The 18,026-nt window shown below is 65.2% G+C and carries 14 protein-coding genes and 3 rRNA genes; 13 read left to right on the forward strand and 4 right to left on the reverse strand.

Annotation, left to right across the window (positions count from 1 at the left end):
• Window positions 1-430 precede the first annotated feature (430 nt).
• The 7 genes from ACQHII_RS27405 to ACQHII_RS27435 all read left to right on the forward strand — a co-directional run bounded on the left by ACQHII_RS27405 (window position 431) and on the right by ACQHII_RS27435 (window position 9,466).
• Window positions 431-1,956 (forward strand): 16S ribosomal RNA (locus ACQHII_RS27405).
• Between the two features lie 305 nt (window positions 1,957-2,261).
• Window positions 2,262-5,385, forward strand: a 23S ribosomal RNA gene (locus ACQHII_RS27410).
• Window positions 5,386-5,472: 87 nt separating this feature from the next.
• A 5S ribosomal RNA gene (gene rrf, locus ACQHII_RS27415) occupies window positions 5,473-5,589 on the forward strand.
• Together the 16S, 23S and 5S rRNA genes form the textbook arrangement of a ribosomal RNA operon.
• A gap of 65 nt (window positions 5,590-5,654) precedes the next feature.
• Window positions 5,655-6,299, forward strand: coding sequence for an HAD family hydrolase (locus ACQHII_RS27420; RefSeq protein ID WP_427921796.1), 645 nt, complete (start codon window positions 5,655-5,657; stop codon window positions 6,297-6,299).
• Window positions 6,300-6,368: 69 nt separating this feature from the next.
• On the forward strand, window positions 6,369-7,064 hold the full coding sequence (locus ACQHII_RS27425) for a VC0807 family protein (RefSeq protein ID WP_427921797.1): 696 nt from the start codon (window positions 6,369-6,371) through the stop codon (window positions 7,062-7,064).
• A 67-nt stretch (window positions 7,065-7,131) separates the two neighbouring features.
• Window positions 7,132-8,343: an MFS transporter gene (locus ACQHII_RS27430; protein ID WP_026179539.1), complete on the forward strand. Its 1,212-nt coding sequence runs from the start codon at window positions 7,132-7,134 to the stop codon at window positions 8,341-8,343.
• The gene (locus ACQHII_RS27435) at window positions 8,294-9,466 is read left to right on the forward strand and encodes an acetoin utilization protein AcuC (protein WP_427921798.1); all 1,173 of its coding nucleotides are present in this window, start codon (window positions 8,294-8,296) and stop codon (window positions 9,464-9,466) included. The genes ACQHII_RS27430 and ACQHII_RS27435 overlap by 50 nt, the downstream gene beginning before the upstream one ends.
• Before the next feature lie 184 nt (window positions 9,467-9,650).
• Here the strand turns inward: ACQHII_RS27435 and ACQHII_RS27440 are convergent, their stop codons facing one another.
• Window positions 9,651-10,088, reverse strand: coding sequence for a spore-associated protein A (locus ACQHII_RS27440; RefSeq protein ID WP_427925422.1), 438 nt, complete (start codon window positions 10,086-10,088; stop codon window positions 9,651-9,653).
• Between the two features lie 209 nt (window positions 10,089-10,297).
• Here ACQHII_RS27440 and ACQHII_RS27445 point away from each other — a divergent pair, with 209 nt between their 5' ends.
• From ACQHII_RS27445 to ACQHII_RS27465, 5 genes are all read left to right on the forward strand, one after another.
• A complete protein-coding gene (locus tag ACQHII_RS27445) occupies window positions 10,298-11,113 on the forward strand; it encodes a phosphatase (protein ID WP_427921799.1) in 816 nt (271 codons plus the stop codon).
• 129 nt (window positions 11,114-11,242) lie between these two features.
• Entirely contained in the window at window positions 11,243-11,455 is a 213-nt protein-coding gene (locus ACQHII_RS27450; RefSeq protein ID WP_004984898.1) for a helix-turn-helix domain-containing protein, read from the forward strand.
• A gap of 111 nt (window positions 11,456-11,566) precedes the next feature.
• On the forward strand, window positions 11,567-11,665 hold the full coding sequence (locus tag ACQHII_RS27455) for a 30S ribosomal protein bS22 (protein WP_003948845.1): 99 nt from the start codon (window positions 11,567-11,569) through the stop codon (window positions 11,663-11,665).
• A 187-nt stretch (window positions 11,666-11,852) separates the two neighbouring features.
• Window positions 11,853-12,914: an NAD-dependent epimerase/dehydratase family protein gene (locus ACQHII_RS27460; RefSeq protein ID WP_200712569.1), complete on the forward strand. Its 1,062-nt coding sequence runs from the start codon at window positions 11,853-11,855 to the stop codon at window positions 12,912-12,914.
• A 14-nt stretch (window positions 12,915-12,928) separates the two neighbouring features.
• The gene (locus tag ACQHII_RS27465; protein ID WP_427921800.1) at window positions 12,929-14,017 is read left to right on the forward strand and encodes a lysophospholipid acyltransferase family protein; all 1,089 of its coding nucleotides are present in this window, start codon (window positions 12,929-12,931) and stop codon (window positions 14,015-14,017) included.
• 84 nt (window positions 14,018-14,101) lie between these two features.
• Here ACQHII_RS27465 and ACQHII_RS27470 read toward each other — a convergent pair whose 3' ends face one another.
• The 3 genes from ACQHII_RS27470 to ACQHII_RS27480 all read right to left on the reverse strand — a co-directional run bounded on the left by ACQHII_RS27470 (window position 14,102) and on the right by ACQHII_RS27480 (window position 17,589).
• Window positions 14,102-15,325 (reverse strand): DUF5667 domain-containing protein, encoded by a 1,224-nt coding sequence (locus ACQHII_RS27470; protein ID WP_427921801.1) that lies wholly within the window; start codon window positions 15,323-15,325, stop codon window positions 14,102-14,104.
• A gap of 233 nt (window positions 15,326-15,558) precedes the next feature.
• On the reverse strand, window positions 15,559-16,332 hold the full coding sequence (locus ACQHII_RS27475; RefSeq protein WP_019075382.1) for an ECF subfamily RNA polymerase sigma factor, BldN family: 774 nt from the start codon (window positions 16,330-16,332) through the stop codon (window positions 15,559-15,561).
• Between the two features lie 315 nt (window positions 16,333-16,647).
• On the reverse strand, window positions 16,648-17,589 hold the full coding sequence (locus tag ACQHII_RS27480) for an HAD family hydrolase (protein WP_427921802.1): 942 nt from the start codon (window positions 17,587-17,589) through the stop codon (window positions 16,648-16,650).
• 114 nt (window positions 17,590-17,703) lie between these two features.
• On the opposite strand from ACQHII_RS27480, the gene ACQHII_RS27485 reads away from it, so the two are divergent.
• The gene (locus ACQHII_RS27485) at window positions 17,704-17,943 is read left to right on the forward strand and encodes a glutaredoxin family protein (protein WP_388113512.1); all 240 of its coding nucleotides are present in this window, start codon (window positions 17,704-17,706) and stop codon (window positions 17,941-17,943) included.
• The last annotated feature ends 83 nt before the right edge of the window (window positions 17,944-18,026 follow it).

Consider the following 18,026-nt stretch of genomic DNA (forward strand, 5'->3'; position numbering starts at 1 on the left):
GCTAAAGTCTCACTCGTCGGAACGGCCCAACGGCCGGGATGGCAGCCCACTCTGACTGGGAGTCAGGCCCGAAAGGATCTGATAGAGTCGGAATCGCCGGAAAGGGAAACGCGGAAGCGGGAGCCTGGAAAGCGCCGAGGAAATCGGAATCGGAAACGGTCTGATAGAGTCGGAAACGCAAGACCGAAGGGAAAAGCCCGGAGGAAAGCCCGAGAGGGTGAGTACAAAGGAAGCGTCCGTTCCTTGAGAACTCAACAGTGTGCCAAAAATCAACGCCAGATATGTTGATACCCCGTCTCCGGCCGTCAAGTTTGATGGTTGGGGCGAGGTTCCTTTGAAGAAAACATACAGCGAGGACGCTGTGAACCGTCGGGCCTATTCCGCCCGGGGGTTCCGCTCTCGTGTGTGTGCACCGGATAACCGGTAAACATTCACGGAGAGTTTGATCCTGGCTCAGGACGAACGCTGGCGGCGTGCTTAACACATGCAAGTCGAACGATGAACCATTTCGGTGGGGATTAGTGGCGAACGGGTGAGTAACACGTGGGCAATCTGCCCTGCACTCTGGGACAAGCCCTGGAAACGGGGTCTAATACCGGATAATACTCTCGTACTCATGTGCGGGTGTTGAAAGCTCCGGCGGTGCAGGATGAGCCCGCGGCCTATCAGCTTGTTGGTGAGGTAATGGCTCACCAAGGCGACGACGGGTAGCCGGCCTGAGAGGGCGACCGGCCACACTGGGACTGAGACACGGCCCAGACTCCTACGGGAGGCAGCAGTGGGGAATATTGCACAATGGGCGGAAGCCTGATGCAGCGACGCCGCGTGAGGGATGACGGCCTTCGGGTTGTAAACCTCTTTCAGCAGGGAAGAAGCGCAAGTGACGGTACCTGCAGAAGAAGCGCCGGCTAACTACGTGCCAGCAGCCGCGGTAATACGTAGGGCGCAAGCGTTGTCCGGAATTATTGGGCGTAAAGAGCTCGTAGGCGGCTTGTCACGTCGGGTGTGAAAGCCCGGGGCTTAACCCCGGGTCTGCATTCGATACGGGCTAGCTAGAGTGTGGTAGGGGAGATCGGAATTCCTGGTGTAGCGGTGAAATGCGCAGATATCAGGAGGAACACCGGTGGCGAAGGCGGATCTCTGGGCCATTACTGACGCTGAGGAGCGAAAGCGTGGGGAGCGAACAGGATTAGATACCCTGGTAGTCCACGCCGTAAACGGTGGGAACTAGGTGTTGGCGACATTCCACGTCGTCGGTGCCGCAGCTAACGCATTAAGTTCCCCGCCTGGGGAGTACGGCCGCAAGGCTAAAACTCAAAGGAATTGACGGGGGCCCGCACAAGCAGCGGAGCATGTGGCTTAATTCGACGCAACGCGAAGAACCTTACCAAGGCTTGACATACACCGGAAAGCATTAGAGATAGTGCCCCCCTTGTGGTCGGTGTACAGGTGGTGCATGGCTGTCGTCAGCTCGTGTCGTGAGATGTTGGGTTAAGTCCCGCAACGAGCGCAACCCTTGTCCTGTGTTGCCAGCGTGCCCTTCGGGGTGACGGGGACTCACAGGAGACCGCCGGGGTCAACTCGGAGGAAGGTGGGGACGACGTCAAGTCATCATGCCCCTTATGTCTTGGGCTGCACACGTGCTACAATGGCCGGTACAATGAGCTGCGATACCGTGAGGTGGAGCGAATCTCAAAAAGCCGGTCTCAGTTCGGATTGGGGTCTGCAACTCGACCCCATGAAGTCGGAGTTGCTAGTAATCGCAGATCAGCATTGCTGCGGTGAATACGTTCCCGGGCCTTGTACACACCGCCCGTCACGTCACGAAAGTCGGTAACACCCGAAGCCGGTGGCCCAACCCCTTGTGGGAGGGAGCTGTCGAAGGTGGGACTGGCGATTGGGACGAAGTCGTAACAAGGTAGCCGTACCGGAAGGTGCGGCTGGATCACCTCCTTTCTAAGGAGCATCTAGGCCGCCAAACATTGTTTGGTGGTCCAGGGCCATTACGTCGGCGCATGTCCGACGGTGGTTGCTCAAGGGTGGAACGTTGATTATTCGGCACTGTCTGTCATCTCTGGCTGCAAGTACTGCTCTTCGGAGCGTGGAAAGCTGACCACGAGTGGCAGTGGTGCCGGGCACGCTGTTGGGTGTCTGAGGGAATGAACCCCCTCGACGCCGACCCCAGTGAACTCCGGTGGTAGCCGGGGGTGATGGGTGGTTGGTCGTTGTTTGAGAACTGCACAGTGGACGCGAGCATCTGTGGCCAAGTTTTTAAGGGCGCACGGTGGATGCCTTGGCACCAGGAACCGATGAAGGACGTGGGAGGCCACGATAGTCCCCGGGGAGTCGTCAACCAGGCTTTGATCCGGGGGTTTCCGAATGGGGAAACCCGGCAGTCGTCATGGGCTGTCACCCATACCTGAACACATAGGGTATGTGGAGGGAACGCGGGGAAGTGAAACATCTCAGTACCCGCAGGAAGAGAAAACAACCGTGATTCCGGGAGTAGTGGCGAGCGAAACCGGATGAGGCCAAACCGTATGCGTGTGAGACCCGGCAGGGGTTGCGTATACGGGGTTGTGGGATCTCTCTTCTGTCGTCTGCCGGCGACAGGACGAGTCAGAAACCGTTGATGTAGGCGAAGGACATGCGAAAGGTCCGGCGTAGAGGGTAAGACCCCCGTAGTCGAAACATCAGCGGCTCGTTTGAGAGACACCCAAGTAGCACGGGGCCCGAGAAATCCCGTGTGAATCTGGCGGGACCACCCGCTAAGCCTAAATATTCCCTGGTGACCGATAGCGGATAGTACCGTGAGGGAATGGTGAAAAGTACCGCGGGAGCGGAGTGAAATAGTACCTGAAACCGTGTGCCTACAAGCCGTGGGAGCGTCGGAGTGCATGCTTGCATGCACTCTCGTGACTGCGTGCCTTTTGAAGAATGAGCCTGCGAGTTTGCGGTGTGTTGCGAGGTTAACCCGTGTGGGGAAGCCGTAGCGAAAGCGAGTCCGAACAGGGCGATACAGTAGCGCGCTCAAGACCCGAAGCGGAGTGATCTAGCCATGGGCAGGTTGAAGCGGAGGTAAGACTTCGTGGAGGACCGAACCCACCAGGGTTGAAAACCTGGGGGATGACCTGTGGTTAGGGGTGAAAGGCCAATCAAACTCCGTGATAGCTGGTTCTCCCCGAAATGCATTTAGGTGCAGCGTCGTGTGTTTCTTGCCGGAGGTAGAGCACTGGATAGGCGATGGGCCCTACCGGGTTACTGACCTTAGCCAAACTCCGAATGCCGGTAAGTGAGAGCGCGGCAGTGAGACTGTGGGGGATAAGCTCCATGGTCGAGAGGGAAACAGCCCAGAGCATCGACTAAGGCCCCTAAGCGTACGCTAAGTGGGAAAGGATGTGGAGTCGCAGAGACAACCAGGAGGTTGGCTTAGAAGCAGCCACCCTTGAAAGAGTGCGTAATAGCTCACTGGTCTAGTGATTCCGCGCCGACAATGTAGCGGGGCTCAAGCGTACCGCCGAAGTCGTGTCATTCCAGCATATACGCCCAACGGCGGCTGGGATGGGTAGGGGAGCGTCGTGTGCCGGGTGAAGCCGCAGCGGAAGCTAGTGGTGGACGGTTCACGAGTGAGAATGCAGGCATGAGTAGCGATACACACGTGAGAAACGTGTGCGCCGATTGACTAAGGGTTCCTGGGTCAAGCTGATCTGCCCAGGGTAAGTCGGGACCTAAGGCGAGGCCGACAGGCGTAGTCGATGGATAACCGGTTGATATTCCGGTACCCGCTGTGAAGCGTCAAACATCGAGCATCGTGATGCTAAGGCCGTGAAGCCGTTCCGGACCCTTCGGGGAATGGAAAGTGGTGGAGCCGCCGGTCCAAGCGGTTAGTAGGTGAGTGATGGGGTGACGCAGGAAGGTAGTCCATCCCGGGCGGTGGTTGTCCCGGGGTAAGGGTGTAGGACGAACGGTAGGCAAATCCGCCGTTCACATAGTCTGAGACCTGATGCCGAGCCGATTGTGGTGAAGTGGATGATCCTATGCTGTCGAGAAAAGCCTCTAGCGAGTTTCATGGCGGCCCGTACCCTAAACCGACTCAGGTGGTCAGGTAGAGAATACCGAGGCGTTCGGGTGAACTATGGTTAAGGAACTCGGCAAAATGCCCCCGTAACTTCGGGAGAAGGGGGGCCATCACCGGTGATGAGTTTTGCACTCTGAGCTGGGGGTGGCCGCAGAGACCAGCGAGAAGCGACTGTTTACTAAAAACACAGGTCCGTGCGAAGCCGTAAGGCGATGTATACGGACTGACGCCTGCCCGGTGCTGGAACGTTAAGGGGACCGGTTAGTCACTCTTCGGGGTGGCGAAGCTGAGAACTTAAGCGCCAGTAAACGGCGGTGGTAACTATAACCATCCTAAGGTAGCGAAATTCCTTGTCGGGTAAGTTCCGACCTGCACGAATGGCGTAACGACTTCTCGACTGTCTCAACCATAGGCCCGGTGAAATTGCACTACGAGTAAAGATGCTCGTTTCGCGCAGCAGGACGGAAAGACCCCGGGACCTTTACTACAGTTTGATATTGGTGTTCGGTTCGGCTTGTGTAGGATAGCTGGGAGACTGTGAAAGCCATACGCCAGTATGGTGGGAGTCGTCGTTGAAATACCAGTCTGGTCGTGCTGGATGTCTAACCTGGGTCCGTGATCCGGATCAGGGACAGTGTCTGATGGGTAGTTTAACTGGGGCGGTTGCCTCCTAAAGAGTAACGGAGGCGCCCAAAGGTTCCCTCAGCCTGGTTGGCAATCAGGTGTTGAGTGTAAGTGCACAAGGGAGCTTGACTGTGAGACCGACGGGTCGAGCAGGGACGAAAGTCGGGACTAGTGATCCGGCGGTGGCTTGTGGAAGCGCCGTCGCTCAACGGATAAAAGGTACCCCGGGGATAACAGGCTGATCTTCCCCAAGAGTCCATATCGACGGGATGGTTTGGCACCTCGATGTCGGCTCGTCGCATCCTGGGGCTGGAGTCGGTCCCAAGGGTTGGGCTGTTCGCCCATTAAAGCGGTACGCGAGCTGGGTTTAGAACGTCGTGAGACAGTTCGGTCCCTATCCGCTGCGCGCGCAGGAACATTGAGAAGGGCTGTCCCTAGTACGAGAGGACCGGGACGGACGAACCTCTGGTGTGCCAGTTGTTCTGCCAAGGGCATGGCTGGTTGGCTACGTTCGGGAGGGATAACCGCTGAAAGCATCTAAGCGGGAAGCCTGCTTCGAGATGAGTGTTCCCACCCACTTGATGGGTTAAGGCTCCCAGTAGACGACTGGGTTGATAGGCCGGATCTGGAAGCCCCGTAAGGGGTGGAGGTGACCGGTACTAATAGGCCGAGGGCTTGTCCTCAGTTGCTCGCGTCCACTGTGTTGGTTCTGAAACCACGAACAACCCCGTACAGGTCACGTACGGTGCGGTTGATGTGTTTCATAGTGTTTCGGTGGTCATAGCGTGAGGGAAACGCCCGGTTACATTCCGAACCCGGAAGCTAAGCCTTACAGCGCCGATGGTACTGCAGGGGGGACCCTGTGGGAGAGTAGGACGCCGCCGAACAAATATTGCGAAAACCCCTGTACCGGATTCCGGTGCGGGGGTTTTCTGCGTTTAGGCTCAGCGGTATGCGCTACGACCTCGTGATCTTCGACAACGACGGTGTCCTCGTCGACAGCGAGCCCATCTCCAACAGGCTCCTCGCCGGCTATCTCACGGAGCTCGGGCACCCGACCTCGTACGAGGAGTCCCTCCGTGACTATATGGGCGCCGCGATGCACCGGGTCCACGATCTTGTCGAGGAGCGCACCGGGCAGCGGTTGCCGGACGACTTCGACGATGTCTTCCACGCTCGCGTGTTCGCCGCGTTCGAGCGGGAGTTGAAGCCGGTCGCCGGGGCCGTCGACGTGCTGGAGAGGCTGGTCGCGGACGGGGTGCCGTACTGCGTGGCGTCGTCCGGGAGTCATGCGCGGATTCGGACGGGGCACCGGGCGACGGGGCTGGACGAGTGGTTCGAGGAGCAGTGGGTCTTCAGCTCCGAGGACGTGGGGCGGGGGAAGCCGGCGCCGGATCTGTTCCTGTATGCCGCCGAGCAGATGGGTGTGGCGCCGGAGCGCTGTGTGGTCGTAGAGGACAGTCCGTTGGGGGTGCGGGCCGCTGTGTCGGCCGGGATGGATGTGTACGGGTTCACCGCTATGACGCCTGCTGAGCGGCTTGCGGAGGCCGATCAACTCTTTGGTGACCTGCGGGACTTGCCTGACCTGCTCGTCTGACATTTGTCATGCCGAGGTCCGGACGATCGGTTCTACTGGCGGTCGTGGGCTGACCGGCAGTCTGAGTGCATGACGACGAACACGGGCTCCAGGACGAAGAACCTCGCGCCGCTCCTCATCGACGTGGCGGTGCCGATCGGGTCGTACTACCTGCTCAAGAGCGGGTTCGGGATGGGTACGGTGGCGGCGCTGGGGTGGAGCAGTGTCGTGCCGGCGGTGCGGACGGTGTGGGGTGTGGTCGCCGAGCGGAAGGTCAACGCCTTTGCCGCGTTGATCCTCTTCGTGAATGTCGTCGGGCTGTCGCTCAGTCTCGTCGCCGGTGATCCTCGGCTCATGCTGGCCAAGGACAGCGGGGTCAGCAGTGCGATCGGGATCGGGGTGCTGGTGTCGGTGGCGATGGGGCGGCCGATGATGACCGCCGGGATGAAGCCCTGGCTCGTGAAGGGGGACCCGGAGCGGGAGGCCGTCTTTGAGCGGCTGTTGAGCGGGTCGCCGGCCTTTCGGCGGGCCGAGCGGCGGTTCTCGCTGGTGTGGGGTGTCGCACTGCTCGGTGAGTGCGTCGCCCGGGTGGTCGGGGCGTACACGCTGCCCGTGGACACCATGGTGTGGCTCGGGACGGTCGTGATGATCGGGACGATGGCGGTGACCGTTGTTGTCAGTGGTGGGCTTGCAGCCGGGCCGATGGCGGAGATGATGGCCGCCGAGCTGAAGGGCCAGGACGCCCCCGCACCTGCGGTTCTGCTCTCGCCGGCCGTCGCTCGGTAAAGGTGAGCCGAATTCATCTTTGGCTGGATCTACCCACGAGTACGCCGGGGCCCTTACGCTCGCCGCCATGACAGATGTGCTGCGGCGCGGTAGGGCCTCGTTGGCGTTCAGCTTCTTCGCTCAGGGCGCCACCTTCGCGCTGCTCGTGACACGTATCCCCGCGATCCAGGACCGGTACGGGGTCTCGGACGGGCTGCTGCCCGTCTTCCTGGCCGCCGTGCCGATCCTCGCCGGCGTCGGGAGCGTGACCACCGAGCAGCTGGTGAAGCGAATACGGCCCAGCGTGCTGCTGCGCTGGTCCCAGCCGGTCGTGCTCCTGGCGCTGCTAGGGGTCGGCGCGGGCGACAGCATGGCCGAACTGGCCGTCGCGCTCGGGGCGTTCGGGCTCGGGGTCGGTGCGTTGGACGCCTCGATGAACATGCTCGGGGTGAGTCTCCAGCGGACGTACGGGCGGAGCATCATGCTCAGCTTCCATGCCGCGTACAGCCTGGGCGGGATCGTGGGGGCCTCGCTCGCGTGGGCGGGGGCGCACTGGCATCTCGCGCTGTGGGTGTCGTATCTGCCCGTGGTGGCCGTCCTGCTGCCGGCGGCCTTCGTGGGGAGTCGGTGGTACGTCGACGGCGGTGCGCCCGACGCGGAGGGCGAGGGGGCCGAGGCCGGGCCGCTGGTCTTCAAGCTGCTGCTGCCGCTGTGTCTGGTGATGACCTTCGCGTACATCGGGGACTCGACCGTCTCCAACTGGAGTGCGAAGTACCTGAAGGACGTGCTGGGGAGTTCGGAGCAGGTGGCTACCGTTCCGTACAACGTCTACATGGTGATGTGCCTGGTCGGGCGGGGGATCGGGGACCTCGGGGTGCGGAAGTTCGGGGCCGTGGCCGTCGTACGGCTGGGGGCTGTGGTGGCCGCGCTGGGGTTCGCCGTTGTCGCCGTGGCGCCCGGGGCCGGGGTCGGGATGCTCGGGTTCACGCTGTTGGGGCTCGGGCTGTGTGTGCTGGTGCCGCAGACCTTCGCGGCGGCCGGGCGGTTGTTCCCGGGGGCCTCCGATACGGCCATCGCCCGGCTCAATGTCTTCAACTACGTGGGGTTCCTGATCGGTTCGCCGTTGGTGGGGGCGTTGGGCGACGCGTGGAGTTACCGCGGGGCCATGCTCGTGCCGATGGTGTTGGTGCTGGTGACGTTGGTGTACGCCCGCTCGTTCGCGCCGCAGGAGGGCCGGTACGGTGACGGGCATGAGCGGGCGCGCACAGCTGATGTGGGACGAGGCAGTAACGGGCTATGACTTCGGCCGGGACCATCCGATGGACCCGGTCCGGCTCGCCCTGACCCGGAGGCTCGTCGACGCCTTCGGGCTCGACAAGGACGTGGAGGTCGTCGCGGCCAAGCCCGCCGGTGATTCGACCTTGCGGCTGGTTCACCGGGAGGACTACGTCGAGGCGGTGAAGGCCGCCTCGGCCGATCCGGAGTCGGCGGACGGGGCGTACGGGCTGGGGACCATGGATGATCCCGCCTTTGCTGGCATGCATGAGGTGTCCGCTTTGATCGCGGGGCAGTCGGTGGGGGCGGCTGAAGCCGTGTGGGCCGGGGATGTGTCGCATGCCGTGAACTTCGCCGGTGGGCTGCATCACGCGATGCCGGGGGCCGCTTCCGGGTTCTGTATCTACAACGACGCCTCGCTCGCCATTGCCCGGCTGTTGGAGTTGGGGGCCGAGCGGGTCGCGTACGTCGATGTGGATGTGCATCACGGGGACGGGGTCCAGGCGGCGTTCTGGGAGGACCCTCGGGTGCTGACGATCTCGCTGCACGAGCATCCGCGGACGTTGTTTCCGCAGACCGGGTGGCCGGAGGAGACCGGGGCGGGGGCTGGGGAGGGTTCGGCCGTCAATGTGGCGCTGCCGGCCGGGACCGGGGACGCGGGGTGGCTGCGGGCCTTTCATGCCGTCGTGCCGGAGCTGATCGCGGACTTTCGGCCGCAGGTGCTGGTGACGCAGCACGGGGCCGATACGCACTTCGAGGATCCGCTCGCTCATCTCGCGGTGTCGTTGGATGCGCAGCGGGCTGTGCAGGTGGCTTGTCATGAGTTGGCGCACTCGTACGCGGACGGGAAGTGGGTCGCGTTGGGTGGGGGTGGGTACGCCGTGGTGGAGGTCGTGCCGCGGTCGTGGACGCATCTTGTCGCGATTGCTGCGGGGCGGGAGATTGCGCCTGAGGCGGTGATTCCTGAGGGGTGGCGGCAGGAGGTGTTTGCGCGGACCCGGGAGTTGGGGCCGCAGCGGATGACGGATGGGCGGTGGCCGGTCGCCTACGCCGACTGGGAGTCGGGGTACGACCCCGCCGACCGGCTTGATCAGGCGGTGGTGGCTACTCGGCGGGCGGTGTTTCCGTTGCGGGGGTTGTTGGCTTAGGGCTCCGGGATATTTCGCCCCCGCCGCCCCTACCCGTCCCGTCACTGGGGGCTGCCGCCCCCAGACCCCCGCTTCGGCCCTGAAGGGGCCTCGTCCTCAAACGCCGGACGGGCTGATTGCAGCTGACCTGGGTTGGAAAAGTGCCGGACGGGCTGGATGTGCCCGTCCGGCGTTGGGTGGGAGGTCAGCCGCAGTGGCCCGAGTCGCCGCCCTTGGCGGTGCCGATGACGCCGTACCAGACGGCGCAGTAGCCGCGGGCGGACATGTAGACGGGGCCGGCGTACGACGTGTACTGGCCGCTGTCGACGACCGGGTTGTGCTCGTAGTTGACGTCGATGTTGAGCTCGACGGCCATGTGGATCTTCGCGCCCGGGGTGTTGCGGATGGTCACGGCGCAGTTCTTGCCGGTCGACTCGTTCCAGGTGAGGAAGACCTTGCCGACGTTGCCGACGGGCGTGGAGTCGATGACCTTGTAGCCGGTGCCGCAGGCGCCGTTGTAGGTGGCGGTGGCTGCCGCTGCCTTGGTGGTGGCCGCCGAGGCCGGAGCGGTGGCGGCGATCGTGCCGGCGAGCGCCAGGGTGGCGAGGGCGGCGGCGGTCGTGGTGCGGCGGGACAGCTTCATGTTCATGGTGGTGTTCCCCCAGTTGGCGTGCTTGCTGGTCAACTTGCCTGGGACGGTTGGTCGTTCCGTCCACGCAGAGTGAGACCCGGGAAGCCGTACGACAGTTGTGGGCGCTTTTGTCACTGTTCTGTCACCGGTGTTACGCCAACGGTGCGGAGTTTCCGGCGTTCCCGCCGTGGGCGGGGCCAGGGTCCGTCAGCATCGCTTCCGTGTTGAGCACCGGCGCGCTCCGCGCGCATCTGCTGGCCGCCCGGCTGGCCGGGCCCGTGGCCACCTCTCGGGAGGAGAGCCTGCGGAGCTATCGGGCCTTCGCGGCTCGTGACCCCCGGGTGCTGATCGGACTCGATCCCGAATGGACATGGGGGCAGCGGGATCTGATCGGTCTCATGGCGGACAAGTGCGGGGTTTCGGCCGACCCGAGACATGTTTCCGGGCATGATGTGATCGACCCGGAGCGGACCCTGACCGCTCTGGACGCCTTCGCCGACCGGCTGGGCGCGGTGGCTGAGCGCAACGGACCCGTGCTCCTCGGCACCGGGCATCCGCACCGGCTGCTCGGGTTCTACGCCGCGTTGGCGGACGCGCTGTCGGCGGCGGGATGTGCTGTTCTCACCCCCGCGCATGGTCACTGTGTCGACATAACGACCCGGTTCGGTCTACGCACGTACAACCTTGCCTACGTACGAGGTGTCGCCCTCGTCCGCGATCCGGGCCCCGAACGCCCCGGTTGTGAGCCAGGCGCACACACGCACTCACCGCTCCCGGTTCGTACCGTGCTGGGTGCGGCGGCGGAGGCCGGCGGGGTGCTTCCGGAGCTGGTGATCGGGGACCACGGATGGGTCTGCGGAGCAGGTCAGCTGGGGTTCGAGGCCATTGGGCTGGCCGATACCGACGACCCCGCGCTGTTCGTGGGGGAGGCCGAGGGGTCGGTGTCCGTGGCAGTTCCACTTGATGACGCCGTGCGGTCCGATTACTACCGCCCGCTTACCCGCTACGTACTCAATCGAGCGTGTCTGTCACAGTAGGCCGCCGATGGGTGCACCTCTTCCCCACTCGCATCACCCGCCCCTACATTGGGGAGTGAGCACGCAACGACGAAGAGTCACCGGAAGGGGAAGCCGGTGACCGTCGAGTGCGGAAGGTTCAGGTGTGTCATGGCTGCAGCTGGCGAGAGGCCTCTGAACGAGGTTCAGTTCCTTACCGTGGCGGAGGTCGCCTCGGTGATGCGAGTGTCGAAGATGACCGTGTACCGGTTGGTGCACAGCGGTCATCTGCCCGCTATCCGGGTGGGGCGGTCCTTCCGCGTCCCCGAGCAAGCGGTACACGAGTACCTTCGCGAGAGTTATGTGGGGGTGGAGACAGCCTGAGGCGAACCCTCGATTACGACCTCAGCGCTCGGACGGGTAGGCTGGCCCCTTGTAGGTCGTATGGGCCCATGATGCCCAGCACCGAGTGATGAGAAGTGAGCGAGGGTAGTCGTGGGCTCTGTTATCAAGAAGCGGCGCAAGCGGATGGCTAAGAAGAAGCACCGCAAGCTGCTGAAGCGCACGCGCGTGCAGCGTCGTAACAAGAAGTAGGCGACGCGGCGCCGCGAGAGCGTCTCCTGTGGCCCCCCACCGGTCTCCGGTGGGGGGCCACAGTTATGTTCCCGGCATGTGCCCGTTTGCGTGTACTCGTGACTTCGTGCGTCAGGCGGTCATCACAGCGCAACACCGAACCGCTAGGTTGGCCGCACACGGGTAACTCGGAAGGAAGGCGCTGATCTTGGGGAAGGTCGTGCTCGTGACCGGAGTGGCCCGCCAGCTGGGGGGCCGGTTCGTACGACGCATTCAGCGTGACCCGGAAGTGGACCGGGTGATCGCTGTCGACGCGGTCCCGCCCGGGCACCATCTGGGGGGCGCGGAGTTCATCCAGGCCGACATCCGGCAGCCCACCATCGCGCGGGTGCTCGCCGAGTCGGGCGCCGACACGGTCGTCCACATGGACGTGACCGGCACCGCGCTGGGCAGCGGCAGCCGGACCACGGTCAAGGAGACCAACGTCATCGGCACCATGCAGCTCCTCGGTGCCTGCCAGAAGTCGCCGGTCGTCAAGCGCCTGGTGGTGAAGTCCAGCACGAACGTCTACGGCTCGGCCCCGCGCGACCCGGCCGTCTTCACCGAGACGACCCCGCCGAAGTCCCTGCCGAGCGGCGGCTTCGCCAAGGACACCGTCGAGGTCGAGGGGTATGTGCGCGGCTTCGCCCGGCGGCGGCCCGATGTCGCCGTGTGCGTGCTGCGGTTCGCCAACATCCTTGGTCCTACGGCGGATTCGCCGCTCGCCTCGTACTTCTCGCTGCCGGTCCTGCCGACCGTGTTCGGCTACGACCCGCGGTTGCAGTTCGTGCACGAGGACGATGTGATCGAGGTGCTGCGGATCGCCTCGCACGAACCGGAGCGCGGCACGCTCAACAGCGGCACCTTCAACATCGCCGGGGAAGGCGTCCTGCTGCTCTCCCAGTGCTCGCGGCGGCTGGGCCGGCCGACCGTGCCGCTGCTGCTGCCGGCGGTCACCTGGGCCGGTTCCCTGGTGCGGACGCTGGGGATGACGGACTTCTCCCCGGAGCAGATCCGGCTGCTCACCCACGGCCGGGTCGTGTCGACGGTGCAGATGCGCGAGACATTGGGGTACCAGCCCAAGTACACGACCGCCGAGACCTTCGCGGACTTCGCGCGCAGTCAGGGCCCTGGGCTGCTGCCGCCGGAGGCCCTCGCGGGGGCCGTCGACCGGATCGCCGCGCTGTCCCGGCCGGACAGTGGCCACCCCCCGACGCCGAGCGCCAACTGAGGAGCGCATCAACGATGGCGGATGCCAAGGTCATTCCGTTCGACGACGACCGGTCCCGCGCGGGTGCCGTGCAGCGGCCGCAGCGGCGCCGTGGCGCGGGAAGCCGGCGCAAGAACGGCGAACCCGCGCTGGTCCGTGAGGTCCAGCCCCTGCCGGGCCGGCACTTCGCGCAGGATGATGTTCCTGTGACGCGTGAGGAGCAGGAGCCGGAGCAGCCGCAGCACGAGGGCGGCGAGGTGGGTGAGAGCGGCGAGGGCGGCCAGAGCGGCCTGGAGCGCCGTATCGCCCATGGCCTGTCCTTCCTGCGCCGCCGGCTGACCGGGGACTACGAGGTCGACGACTTCGGCTACGACGAGGAGCTGACCGACGAGGTCCTCATGCCGGCGTTGCGCCCGCTGTACGAGAAGTACTTCCGGGTCGAGGTCAAGGGCATCGAGAACATCCCGGCGGACGGTGGCGCGCTGATCGTCGCCAACCACTCCGGGACGATTCCGCTGGACGGCGTGATGATGCAGATCGCCGTCCACGACAACCACCCCGCGAGCAGGCATCTCCGCCTCCTCGCGGCGGACCTGGTGTTCATGCTGCCGGTCGCCAACGAGCTGGCCCGCAAGGCCGGTCACACGCTCGCCTGCGCGGAGGACGCGGAACGGCTGCTGGGGCGCGGTGAGTTGGTCGGCGTGATGCCGGAGGGCTTCAAGGGCATCGGCAAGCCGTTCAGCGAGCGCTACAAGCTCCAGCGGTTCGGCCGCGGCGGCTTTGTGTCGACGGCACTGCGCAAGGGCGTGCCGATCATCCCGTGCTCGATCGTCGGGGCCGAGGAGATCTACCCGATGATCGGCAACTCCAAGACGCTGGCCCGGATCCTGGGCTTCCCGTACTTCCCGATCACACCGACGTTCCCCTGGCTGGGCCCCCTCGGCGTGATCCCCCTCCCCACGAAGTGGACGATCCAGTTCGGCGAGCCGATCCCCACGGACGGCTACCCGCCGGAGGCGGCCGAGGACCCGATGCTGATGTTCAACCTCACCGACCAGGTGAGGGAGCAGATCCAGCACACGCTGTACAAGTTGCTGGTGCAGCGGCGGTCGGTGTTCTTCTAGCTTTTTGTGGGCTTCGTCTGAGAAAGCTGACATGCACCTGTGGGGCTACGAGGAACTCCCCGTAGCCCCACAGGTGTTGATCGCCTAGTTCGCGTCCTCGCTGTCGATGCCCAAGCCCGGCAACAAGCCCGGCAGGAGCGGTGGGAGCGTGACGTCCGGTTCGGTGATCGACGGCTTGCTCGTGGACGGGGAAGCCGTGCCGGAGGACTTCGGGGGGTCCAGGAGGCCGCCCGTGTTGCCGCCGAGGAGGCCGTCGCCGTCGGTGGCGGACTCGCTGGGGGTGCTGGAGTGGCCGCCCTTGCCCGCGGGGGAGTCCGCCGTGTCGCTCGGTGTGGTCGAGCGGTGCGAGCCCGTGGAGCCGGTGGACTCCGTGTCGGGTGCGCGGTGCCTGCCCGTGCCGCCGCCGGTCTTGGCCGGGGGCTGGGGCAGCAGGGACTGGAGCGGGGCGACCTCTTCGTCTATGGCGTCGAAGACCGAGGAGACCTGGTCGCTGACGTCGCCGAGCCGGACGGGGAGGCGGTCGCGCAGGGCGCCCCATGCCTCGCGGTGCGAGCGGGAGAACGCGGAGAGGGCCTGGATGGGGCCCAGCGAGTTCGGGTCCTGCTCGTACGCCTCGTGCAGCAGCCGGTGTCCCTCGGACGCGTCGTGCGTCATCCCGGCGAGCGTGCGGCGGATCTCGCCGAGCTGCTCGTGGTCGAGGTGGCCGCCGCGGTCCCGCTCCATCAGCCGGCGTGCCTCGCTCAGGCGGTTGGACGCCTGGTCGAGGTAGGCCACTCCGCGCTGGTCGGCGCCGTCGGACAGGTAGTTGAGCTTGAAGTCCTCGATGCCGCGCTTCAGGCCGTAGAGGCCGTCGCCGGGCAGGGCGTCCGAGCTGGCGGCGGCGACTCCGCCGAAGGCTCCGGCGGCGACTCCGACGCTCAGGCCGCCGGCCGCGAGGCCCTTGCTGAGCCGGGACCGGGGTCGCAGCTTGCCCAGTCCGGTGGCCCGGTGGGTGCCCCGGGACCGGTGGGACCGCTGCTCCGGTACCGAAGGTTGTGGTGCCTCGCCTCCTTGCAGCATGGCCTCGAACGCGGCGACCAGCTGAGCCCGCTGGACGACCTTGACCTCGGGGTCCAGCACGGGTTTGGGCAGCTCGCCGAGACCGGTGGCGAAGGCCAGCATGCGGCCCTGCTCGGTCTGTTCCGCAGCAGCCGGGGCCGGTGCCGGTCCTTCGGACTGCTCGGCCGCCGTGCCCCGGTCGGACTGCTCCTCTTCCAGGGCCTGGGCGAAGGCGTTCGCCCGCCGGTGCGCCGATACGTTCGCGATCACTGGCGGCACCTCCTCTCGTCATGACGGTCGACTCCCCAGGGGGTCCTGAGGGTTGCACCTCCTGACCGCATCCACACGATCGAGTGATCGGAGAGGGTCGGGGTGTGACCACAGGGAGCCTGTATCCCGCACAACGAGTGGCGCGGCACTTGGGTTACGGACGGCGGATGATCCGACCGCGAACTCAACGGACTTTCACTGAGCGCGAGTTGGGCGTTACCGAGCGTGTGCCGTCAGCGGGCGTCGTCCGGGAGAAGCCGGGCGAGCGTGCGCACGGCGCGGTACTGGAGGGTCTTGATCGCGCCCTCGTTCTTGCCCATCACCCGGGCGGTCTCCGCGACGGAGAGGCCCTGGAGGAAGCGGAGCGTGACGCACTCCTGCTGCTGGGGGTTGAGCCGTCGTACGGCGTCCAGCAGTGCGGCGTTCGAGAGGGACTCCAGGACGGAGTCCTCGGGGGAGCGGGCGACCTCGTTGGCGTCGAGCATCTCGCCGGTGGTGACTTCCAGCCGGAAGCGGCTCGACTTGAAGTGGTCCGCGACGAGGTTGCGGGCGATGGTCACCAGCCAGGCGCCGAAGTCGCGCCCCTGCCAGGTGAAGGTGCCGATGCGGCGCAGGGCGCGCAGAAAGGTCTCGCTGGTGAGGTCCTCGGCGGTGGCTTTGCCTCCCACTCGGTAGTAGATGTACCGGTACACAGTGTCGCTGTACTGGTCGTAGAGGCGGCCGAAGGCGTCGGCTTCGCCGGCCTGGGCACGCTCCACGAGGTCCATCATCCGGGCGCTGTCGCTGTCAGCGGCCGGACGGCGTGCGGTGGCGGCGCCGGCCGAGCGCCCTCGTCTGCCAACAGCGGCGCCGCCGTCGGCCAGTGCGTAGCACGGACCGACGGGTGCGGTGGTGGCGAAGGCGGCGGGGACGGCGTACGCGGTGGGGACGAAGCCGCGCAACAGGTCTTGGACCGTTGCGCGCAGCGTAGCCAGGCCCGAGGCGTCAACCCCGACGTGTGGGTACACGGGACTCCCAGAGGCAGAGCTTCCATCACGTGCAGTACCGGAACGTTCACCCGTCGTAGCGACAGAGAGGTGCCGGATTGCGTCTGAGGAGAATAACGCTTCGTACAGGCGCTGCTACACCCAGTTGCTCAAATCATCGATTACGTCGCTTCTGTAACCGATTGGCGCTCGATCAAGTGCCGCAGAGTGAACGGTTGTTGATCAGAACGGTCCGAATTCAGTCAGGGAGCAGGGCGTGTTGTGGCCGTGTGCAGCCAACGTGACTGGACAGGGGGTTACGCGGGTACGACCCGTGGATTGGCTGTGTTTACCGCGTCACCGGCGTCGGCGATGCAATGCGATCGCCGCGGCCGTGCCGCCCGCCACCGCGCCCACACCGGCCGCCGCCGGGATGCCGACCTTGGCCGCCTTGCGGGCCGTTCGGTAGTCGCGCAGCCGCCAGTCCAGCTCGCGCGCGTGCTTGCGCAGCTTGGCGTCCGGGTTGATGGCGTAGGGGTGCCCGACCAGCGAGAGCATCGGGATGTCGTTGTGCGAGTCGCTGTAGGCGGCGCACCGCGAGAGGTCCAGGCCCTCCGCCGCGGCGAGCGCCTTGACCGCCTCCGCCTTGGCGGGGCCGTGCAGCGGTTCGCCGACCAACTTGCCGGTGTAGACGCCGTCGACGGACTCGGCGACCGTGCCGAGCGCGCCGGTGAGGCCGAGGCGGCGGGCGATCACATTGGCGATCTCCACCGGGGCCGCTGTGACGAGCCACACCTTCTGGCCCGCGGCGAGGTGCGCCTCGGCGAGGGCGCGGGTGCCGGGCCAGATGCGCTCGGCCATGTACTCGTCGTAGATCTCCTCGCCGATCGACTGGAGTTCGGCGACGCGGTGGCCCTTGACGATGGACAGCGCGGAGTCGCGCGCCTCCTGCATGTGCTCGGGGTCCTCGGAGCCGGCGAGCCTGAAATAGGCCTGCTGCCAGGCGAACTTGAGGAGGTCGCGGGTCTCGAAGAACTTCCGTTTGTGCAGGCCCCGGCCGAAGTGGAAGATCGACGCGCCCTGCATGACGGTGTTGTCGAGGTCGAAGAAGGCGGCTGCTCTGTCGTCGCCGAGCACCGGGAACTCCGGTTCCGCGGTTGCTTCTTCCGCGAGGGCGTCCTCTATGTCCTGGACGTCCTGCGACGACTTGCGCGCTGCCTCCGCAGAGGCCTCGCCTGCCAACACGCTCCGCGCCGTGGCGGAGCGCCTACGGGGAGTGAGCCATCCGAGAGCGGCCATGTCGTGAGCATAGCCAGTTTGTTCGGTGGTTCCGGAGCTGAGAGGTTCGGAGGCTGTGAACTCTCCGCGACCGGGCCGTTAAAGAAGTGGCCGGACGGCGTGAGAATGGGGTGCATGAGTCATCTCGTCACCCTCATCGGGAAGCCCGGCTGCCATCTGTGCGAGGACGCGCAGCTCGTCGTGGAGAAGGTCTGCGCCGATCTCGGGGTCGCCTGGGAACAGAAGGACATCACCGTGGACCAGCGGCTGCACGACGAGTACTGGGAGCAGATCCCGGTCGTCCTGGTGGATGGGAAACAGCACACTTTCTGGCGGGTGGACGAGGGCCGCCTGCGCCGGGAACTGACCAAGTAGTTCAACGCGCACCCGAACGTCGCTTAGGATCGACGGCGGTTTGGTCTCGGGGGCGGGAATTACGAGGAGTGTGGCGGTTTTGC

Origin of the sequence: Streptomyces sp. cg40, from assembly GCF_050320165.1 — a bacterium.
Lineage (GTDB): Bacteria > Actinomycetota > Actinomycetes > Streptomycetales > Streptomycetaceae > Streptomyces > Streptomyces hokutonensis.

What these genes read in the sequence shown, in the direction of transcription:
- ACQHII_RS27420 (WP_427921796.1), top strand. Translation starts at nt 5,655, where the DNA reads ATGCGCTACGACCTCGTGATCTTCGACAACGACGGTGTCCTCGTCGAC.
- ACQHII_RS27425 (WP_427921797.1), top strand. Translation starts at nt 6,369, where the DNA reads ATGACGACGAACACGGGCTCCAGGACGAAGAACCTCGCGCCGCTCCTC.
- ACQHII_RS27430 (WP_026179539.1), top strand. Translation starts at nt 7,132, where the DNA reads ATGACAGATGTGCTGCGGCGCGGTAGGGCCTCGTTGGCGTTCAGCTTC.
- ACQHII_RS27435 (WP_427921798.1), top strand. Translation starts at nt 8,294, where the DNA reads ATGAGCGGGCGCGCACAGCTGATGTGGGACGAGGCAGTAACGGGCTAT.
- ACQHII_RS27440 (WP_427925422.1), bottom strand. Translation starts at nt 10,088, where the DNA reads ATGAAGCTGTCCCGCCGCACCACGACCGCCGCCGCCCTCGCCACCCTG.
- ACQHII_RS27450 (WP_004984898.1), top strand. Translation starts at nt 11,243, where the DNA reads ATGGCTGCAGCTGGCGAGAGGCCTCTGAACGAGGTTCAGTTCCTTACC.
- ACQHII_RS27465 (WP_427921800.1), top strand. Translation starts at nt 12,929, where the DNA reads ATGGCGGATGCCAAGGTCATTCCGTTCGACGACGACCGGTCCCGCGCG.
- ACQHII_RS27480 (WP_427921802.1), bottom strand. Translation starts at nt 17,589, where the DNA reads ATGGCCGCTCTCGGATGGCTCACTCCCCGTAGGCGCTCCGCCACGGCG.
- ACQHII_RS27485 (WP_388113512.1), top strand. Translation starts at nt 17,704, where the DNA reads ATGAGTCATCTCGTCACCCTCATCGGGAAGCCCGGCTGCCATCTGTGC.